6 protein-coding genes are annotated in these 7,744 nt (G+C 60.3%); 5 read left to right on the top strand and 1 reads right to left on the bottom strand.

From position 1 onward, the window contains the following. The first annotated feature begins 63 nt into the window (after positions 1–63). The 5 genes from BV034_RS00765 (at position 64) to BV034_RS00785 (ending at position 6,539) form a co-directional block, all read left to right on the top strand. Positions 64–588 carry a cytochrome c gene (locus BV034_RS00765; RefSeq protein WP_050023135.1) on the top strand — a complete coding sequence of 175 codons (525 nt, stop codon included), beginning with the start codon at positions 64–66 and terminating at the stop codon, positions 586–588. A gap of 204 nt (positions 589–792) precedes the next feature. Then, positions 793–1,743 carry an acetylxylan esterase gene (locus BV034_RS00770; protein WP_050023145.1) on the top strand — a complete coding sequence of 317 codons (951 nt, stop codon included), beginning with the start codon at positions 793–795 and terminating at the stop codon, positions 1,741–1,743. Positions 1,744–1,788: 45 nt separating this feature from the next. Next, a complete protein-coding gene (locus BV034_RS00775) occupies positions 1,789–2,517 on the top strand; it encodes an alpha/beta hydrolase-fold protein (protein ID WP_050023139.1) in 729 nt (242 codons plus the stop codon). A gap of 281 nt (positions 2,518–2,798) precedes the next feature. Next, a complete protein-coding gene (locus BV034_RS00780) occupies positions 2,799–5,720 on the top strand; it encodes a PAS domain S-box protein (RefSeq protein ID WP_081887489.1) in 2,922 nt (973 codons plus the stop codon). Positions 5,721–6,077: 357 nt separating this feature from the next. Then, positions 6,078–6,539, top strand: coding sequence for a hypothetical protein (locus BV034_RS00785; protein ID WP_050023143.1), 462 nt, complete (start codon positions 6,078–6,080; stop codon positions 6,537–6,539). 637 nt (positions 6,540–7,176) lie between these two features. Here BV034_RS00785 and BV034_RS00790 read toward each other — a convergent pair. After that, the coding region (locus BV034_RS00790; protein WP_265592490.1) for an autotransporter outer membrane beta-barrel domain-containing protein at positions 7,177–7,744 on the bottom strand (568 nt) is incomplete at its 5' end.

Consider the following 7,744-nt stretch of genomic DNA (forward strand, 5'->3'; position numbering starts at 1 on the left):
TCTCTCAACGAAATGGTGTGCGCGAGGCACCAACACGGAGAACCTTTTTCATTTCATTCTGCGATGCCTATCTACGAGTTTTACTGCCCGGACAATCACACCGTGTACCAGTTTCTGGCACGCAGTCTGTCCTACCGGGAAAAAACACCCCGCTGCCCGGAAGACCCGTCCTTCCGGATGGAAAAACGCATTTCCCGATTTGCCTTCCTGCGAGGTGCCAAGGAGGACGCGGGGGACGATCCCTTCGCGGGCATGGATGACGCCAAGATGGAGTCCTTCATGGCGGAGATGGAGCGTGACATGGCCGGGATGGACGAAAGCAATCCCGATCCCCGTCAGCTGGGCCACTTCATGCGGAAGATGACGGATGTCATGGGGGACAAAGCGCCTCCAGAGATGCGGGAGATGATTCGCCGCCTGGAGGCAGGCGAAGATCCGGAAAAACTGGAGTCAGAATTTGGCGGCCCCGAAGGGGAGGGAGCTGATGGAGCAGACTTTTTCACCCAAACTGTGAAACGCCTGCGCAACGGCCTGCGGGCTCCCAAGCGCGACCGGAAACTCTACGATATGAGCGACTGGATCCACTGACACTGCAACGCCCCTGCCACCCCTATCCGATTGGCTAGCTTGGCCGATTCCGGTTGAGTGATGCTCGCGAATCTGCTCTTTGAGAGTCGTTCGCAAGACAATTAGGCATTTTTGCAAGTCGTTGGAGACATTTGAGGCCGCTGGCGCATGGGAACTGCTCAAGAAACTACATTCCCCCAACGCATGTCCCCGGCCTCCATCAGAATGGCACACGGTCATCCCTTCGACCCTACCCATGGGTACAAGCTGGATGACCTGCTGAAGGTGGAGGCTCCGGAAGAGGCTGGGGATTTCTCAGACTTCTGGCTGGCCCGCCGCGCAGAGGCGCTGGTCTGCGACCCCCGGGCCCGGCTGCGGGATACGGGCGAGGTGAACCAGGGCTGGCGGGTGCTGGATCTTTCTTACATCTCCACGGGTGGCACGCGCATTCAGGGCTGGGCTCTGGTGCCAGAGTCAGGTCGGGTCGTCCGCGGTCTGGTGGTGGGGCATGGCTATGGAGGCCGCAGTGAGCCAGACTTCGAACTGCCGGTGGACGAGGATGCGGTCATCTTCTTTCCCTGTGCCCGGGGTCTGGGCCGGAGCTGGCATCCGTCGATCTCCGACCAGCCTCACTGGCATGTGCTCCATGAGATCGAGAGCCGGAGCCGGTATGTGCTGGGCGGTTGTGTGGATGATCTCTGGCTGGCGGTATCCGCCATGCTGGCCCTCTTCCCCCAGGTGGCGGGTCGCATCGGGTACATGGGCATCAGCTTTGGCGGCGGGGTGGGGACCCTGGCAGTGGCTTGGGAGGATCGCGTGCAGCGCGCTCACTATAACGTGCCCACCTTTGGCAACCAGGTGCTGCGCATGAAGCTGGCCACGATCGGCAGTGCGGCCAGTGTGCAGCAGCATGTGAAAAAGCGTCCGCAAACCATGGAGGTGCTGCGGTACTTCGATGCGGCCGTGGCTGCCCGGCATGTGAAGGTGCCCGTGCATGCGGCTTGTGCGGTGTTTGATCCCGCAGTGGCTCCCGCCGGACAGTTCTCCATCTTCAACGCCCTACCGGGAGACAAGCAACTCTTCGTGTTGGAAGCGGGACACCACCCGCATCCGGGGCAGACAGAGGAAGATGCTCGCTTGAGGCGGGAACTTCACAATTTTTTTGCGGCATTGTGACGTAAATTGGGGACGGTGGCGGTACTTTCTGCTGTCAGATCCCTCATGAATCGCGAGTATCACAAGTGGTGGAGCTGGCGGCTGAGCCGCGAGATGGAGCTCCTTGTGATCGGTCATGCCGGTGCCAAGGTGCTGGTCTTCCCCACGCGCGAGGGTCGCTTCTACGAGTACGAGGATCTGCGCATCCCGCTCATGCTGCAGGAAAAGATCGAGGCCGGGCAGCTCCAGTTTTTCTGTGTGGATGGCATCTACGGGGAGAGTCTCTACTGCCCGTGGGCTCATCCGGAAGACCGGATACGCCGTCATGCGCAGTACGAGGAATACATCCTGCATGAGGTGTTCCCCTTCATGAACTCCCGCAACCCCGATCCCTGTGTCATCGCTCATGGTTGCAGTCTGGGGGCCTATCAGGCGGCGAACATCGCCTTCCGTCATCCGCACCTTTTCAAAAAGCTCGCCGCCTTCTCTGGCAGGTATGACCTCACGTTGAATGTGGAGCACTTCAGCAATTTGTTCTCCGGCTACTACAGCGACAGTGTGCATGAGCACACCCCCACGCACTTCCTGCCCAAGGTGGACTGCCCCCGGCAGCTCAACCGGCTGAAGGAGATGGACATCGTGCTGACCATCGGGAAGGAAGATCCCTTCCGGGAGAACAATGAGCTGCTCAGCTCCATCCTCCAGTGCAAGGGCATCGGGCACCAGATCCATTTCTGGGAGGACCGCGCCCACAGCGGCTACTACTGGCGGCGCATGGCGCAGATCTATGTCTAAGCATCGGGAGGCGGGTGGCTACTTTCCCGGATGGTCTTCAAGATACAAGGTAACATCCTCGCCGCTGCCACCCCTGGTATTGCGATTGCCTTCGATGGACTTTCCAGGTGAGTGGTAGGAGGTGTTGATGAACAGCCGCTTCGAAGGCGCATTAAAGAATTGAGCAGCAGGTTGTCACGCAAATTTTGTTCGACTCAAAGTAGTCCTTTCGGACGATGTGAGATGGAGGTTTATACTTGTTATAATTTTCAGATGAATGTAATCTGGCAGACTCTCTCTCAATGCTAGGACCCTCTGCCCCCAGCGGTTCTCCACCTTCGCGATTGCCGAAGGTGGTGCTGCTGTCCGCAGTCCTGCTGTCCCTGGCAGCCTACGGGATCAGCCAGACGGGGGTCAGCGTGCCGGTGATCCAGTTCCTGGACAACTTTCACTGGACGCTGTGCTTCGTGGTGGCCGCCTGGCTGGGGTGGCACGGAGTGAAAACGGCTTCGCCAGGGGAGAAGAGCGTGCGTCGCTGGTTTGCCTGGGGCTTGCTGGCCAATGCGGCTGGGCAGATCATCTGGGACATTCAGGTGGTGACAGGGTGGAACCCGTTTCCCGCCCCCGCAGACATTCTCTATTCGGCATTGGGGCCATGCTGCGCTGTAGGGCTCTGGCAGTGCCTGCGGGCCAATACTTCCAAACCCGAACTTCGGGTGGCCACCCTGGACGCCGCGGCACTCGGCGTGGGGGCGACGGCATTTGTCCTCACGCTCTATCTTCCCAGTCAGGGGGAGATGGGGCCAGTGCCCCTGCTGTTGCTGGTGGCCTACCCGGTGACGCTGCTGGGCGCGCTGTGGATCGGCGTGGTTCTAGCCCTCACGCTGCGGCTTCTGCCCCGTGCGAGCTGGATGCTCTTTCTACTGGCGCTGGCGGGCACTGGGATGGTGTGGATGCAGTGGAACATCCTGCAACTCCAGGAAAAACTGGCTGACGGGACCTGGTTCAACCTGCTCTTCTCCCTGGCCAACCTTGTGCTCGGCTACGGAGCAATGACGTGGCGGGTTCAAGGGATCAACCATCCGCGGATGGAACGCCCGTGCGAAGTGGCGCTGCGCATGCTGCCGCTGGTGCTGGCGATGCTGGCCGTCATCAGCGTGGTGCTGGCAGAGACCTTCCGGCAGTTCTCGCCCGCGGTGCAGATCTCGGTGGACATCGCCTCCGCGCTGGCGGTGGTATTGATTATCTGGCGTCAGAATGTGATGGTCTCTGAGCGAGACCGCCGTCTCCTGGTGGAGCAGCGCATGCGCGAGAGTGAGGGCCGGTATCAGTCGCTTTTTGAGTCCTCCCTGGACGGCATCTTCATCCTCAATGGGCTGAAGTTCGTGGACTGCAATGAGCGCGCTCTCCAGCTGCTTGCCTGCAGTCGCGACAAGATCATCGGCCGCTCGCCGCTCGACATCTCTGCAGAACTGCAGCCTGATGGCAGGCAGGCCCGGGATGGTGTGACGGAGCGGTTCAGCGTGGAGGAAAAAGGGCCCCGGCGACTCTTTGAATGGCTCGTGAAACGTCCCGATGGCAGCATCTTTGATGCGGAGATCAGCGTCAATGCCCTGCATGTCGGCGGACGCACCATTGTGCAGGCAGTGATGCGGGACATCAGTGAACGCAAGCGGGCTGAGGAGGCCCTGCGCACCAGCGAGGCGCGTTTCTCCAGTTCCTTTGAATCAGCGGCCATCGGCATGGCCCTGGTGGGCACCGACGGGCACTTCCTCAAGGTCAATGCCGCCCTCTGTGCCATGTTCGGCTACACGGCGGAGGAGCTGATGGCGAAGACCTTTCAGGAAATAACCCATGCTGATGATCTCCAGGCGGACATGGGCCTGCTGCGCAAGACGCTGGCGGGCGACCGCAACAGCTACCAGATGGAGAAGCGCTACATCCACAAGGGGGGTGCGGTGGTCTCCGCGCTTCTCTCCGTCTCCCTGGTGCGTGATGGCAAGGGTCGGCCGCTGCATTTCACCGCGCAGATCCAGGATGTGACCCAGCGCAAGAAGCTGGAGGAGCAGTTCCGCCAGTCGCAGAAGATGGAGGCGGTGGGCCAGCTGGCCGGCGGAGTGGCCCATGACTTCAACAACATCCTCACCGTCATCCAGGGCTATGCCTCGCTCTTGCAGTCGGGAGACATTGCTCCGGCGGACGGGGTGCGGGAGATCTCAGCCTCGGTGGAGCGCGCCTCGAGCCTGACCCGGCAATTGCTTACCTTCAGCCGGAAACAGATCATGCAACCGCGTGAGCTGGACCTCAATGGCGTGGTGCAGAACATGATCACCCTGCTGAGGCGGACGCTGGGCGAACATGTCACGCTGCAGGTGGAGGCGGCCACCGACCTGCCCGGTGTGATGGCGGACCAGGGCATGATGGAGCAGATCATTCTGAATCTGGCGGTGAACGCCCGCGATGCCATGTCCAAAGGCGGCACGCTCACGGTGCACACGGGCTCGGCGGTCATCACGGAGGATGAGGCCCGGCAGCATGCAGATGCGCGTGTGGGTCTGGCGGCCCTTATTAAGGTGACGGACACTGGTTGCGGCATTCCGGTGGAGAATCTGACGCGCATCTTTGAGCCCTTCTTCACCACCAAGGAGGTCAATCAAGGCACGGGCCTGGGCCTTGCCACGGTGCACGGCATCGTGAGGCAGCATGGGGGCCTGGTGCGGGTTTCCAGTCAGCTGGGAGTGGGTACGGAGTTCCAAATCCTGCTGCCCGCTTGTCGCGCCGCAGTGAAGTCGCCCATGCATCCCATAGAGGCGGAACCCAAGGCGACGGGAGGGCACGAGACCATTCTCCTGGTGGACGATGAGCCGGCGCTGCGTCTCGTGTCCAAGATGACGCTCAAGCACTTCGGTTATCACGTGCTGGAGGCCGGCTCCGGGCGTCAGGCGCTCAAGGTGGTGGAGGACCATCCGGAACGGATCGATCTCCTGCTGACGGACATGGTCATGCCCGAGGGCATCAGCGGCAAGGATCTGGCGGACATGCTCCGTGATGCACGGCCGGACATCCGGGTGCTGTTCACCAGCGGCTACAGTGTGGAACTCTTGAACCGCAACATTGCCCTTTCCGAGGATGTGTGGTTCCTGCCCAAACCTTTTACCACCCACAAGCTGGCCCACATGGTGCGCGAGTGTTTGAATGCACCGGTGGGTGGGCGGGATATGTGAATGGAAGACACAAGACTAGAAGACACAAGATGTCAGACATGAGCTGGCGCTTGATTGTGCCTGCCTCGCCGGACTTAAGCCACAAGGAGAAGTCCCTGACGATGCCTGTGCCGTATTCGGAAAGGTGATGCTGGTGTTGTTTGTGAGTGAGGAGGGAGGGTGACGAAGACGAGGCGTAGAAGGATCCTATAGGCAGTCGGCAGTTGATTGGCCCGGATAAAAGCTAGCGCGAGGAGTTTGACTCCCGAAGGTTTTTCTTTGTTTTACAAAGGAATCTGGTGTGGCTGCCGTTTGTGTGACTCTGTCGGAAATCGAAGACCTCGCTTTCGCAGAGACCCTCCCTTTCGCATCCTGCGTATGAACTCCGACATCTGCCCCGCTCTCTTCCGGTTTGATGACATGATTGTCCCCGGCGGCGAAGACTTTTCCAAGATCTGGAATTTCCGGCAGGTGGCGGGCACGACCTATGAGACGACGGAGAGCATCCATCCAGAAGCCAAGTTTCACTGGCTGATTGAGGATGACGCGAAGCTCCGTGAACTGACGGCGACAGGCAAGCGGAGGGAATGGGCCCGCCCCTTGCGCTTCATCTGGACATTTGTGAAAGTGAGATATGAACTGGGAGAGGCGCGGCCCATTACCGTGGGCACCCTGCGTCGATTGATCGATGGCACGAGGATGGATCAGGAGAAGTCGCTGACGCCCGCGTTGAACCGGTTTCTGCGGGACTATGATGATGACGTCGTTTTCAGCAGAGAGATGCTGGAGTTGTTCATGAGTGGGGGCGGGGATGGGGAAGATGAAGAGGAGGATGGGTAGTGCTGAAGGTGCGGTCACATGCCAAAAGTGAACCCACGTTTCCCAACCAGTAGGTTCTAGGGCATTACAGGAAAACTTGGTGGCATCGGCGAAGGCGAAGCTTGCAGACGCCTCAGTTAGTGCCTCCTCACGTCGACAACTACAGGGTGCTGGGTGGTTGGCGATCAAAGACCAGTGAGGGAGAGCCGAGGCGTGAGCCATCGGGATGAGTGCGGATACAGAAGGTGTTTGAGGATTCCTTCTGCCGTGAGGCTGGCAAAACCGATCGTAGTTGTCGACGTGAGGAGGCACTAACTTCTGTGTATGCGACGTCTGCCTCGTGTGCTGCGACCGTGTGTCCAAGGGGTGCTTCATCGCCGCGAGGCGGCCTTTGGACGTACTGTGCCAATGCCCGCGTTCAAATCCTCTGGGTTGCAGGGCGACCGCCTTGGTTGCCGGATCGGGGATGGCGCGTCCTGACCGTCCCGCATGCGGGGACGGAACTCCAACCCTGACGGCGAACAGGAGGTGGTGGATTGATTATAAGGGGCCGGTTTGAGGTCGCCGGGGACGTGCGCGATGGGAGCAAAAAGCCCCGGTCTCGCGTGTGGAGACCGGGGCAGGTGGAACAGGTGTTGGCTCTGCGAACTAGACTGAACTAAAACTTGAAGTTCATGCTCGCAGACACTGCGTGGTTGCCGTCATCGCCGCGACCGAAGTCGGCATTGTAGTACACATTGAAGTAGAGCTCTGTGCCCACCTGAACGCCGACACCAGCGCCGACGAACACGGCGTCGCGGTCGTTGTTGGAGCTGCGGTATTCGAAGCCGGGGCCGCGACCGCCGTCGAGACGGGCGTGCAGAGTTTCGTCATCTTGGAGGAACTCGTGCTGCCAGAACACCCGCAGTTCGGGAATGATGGTGACGGTCTCGCTGGCATGGAGGGTGTAGGCAAGGCGGCCGCCCAGGTAGGTGCGGAAGCTTTCGCTGGTGGAGTCATCCAGGCCCAGGTTGAGCACACCAGCCCCGGTTTCCTTCACGCCGTCCATCTCCAGGTGGGTGTATTGGGCGCTGAGCTGAGGACCCACGGTGAAGTTGCCGAACTGGAAGTCATAGCCCGTGCCGATGAGGGAGAAGAACTCCGCGGCATCCGGATTGCTGCGGGCGGTGCGATCCAGGGAGGCCCAGGAGAGGGGGCGCACGATGCTGTAGTCCGTGGTGCCGCCA

Source organism: Verrucomicrobium sp. BvORR034 (assembly GCF_000739635.1).
Taxonomy (GTDB): domain Bacteria; phylum Verrucomicrobiota; class Verrucomicrobiia; order Verrucomicrobiales; family Verrucomicrobiaceae; genus Verrucomicrobium.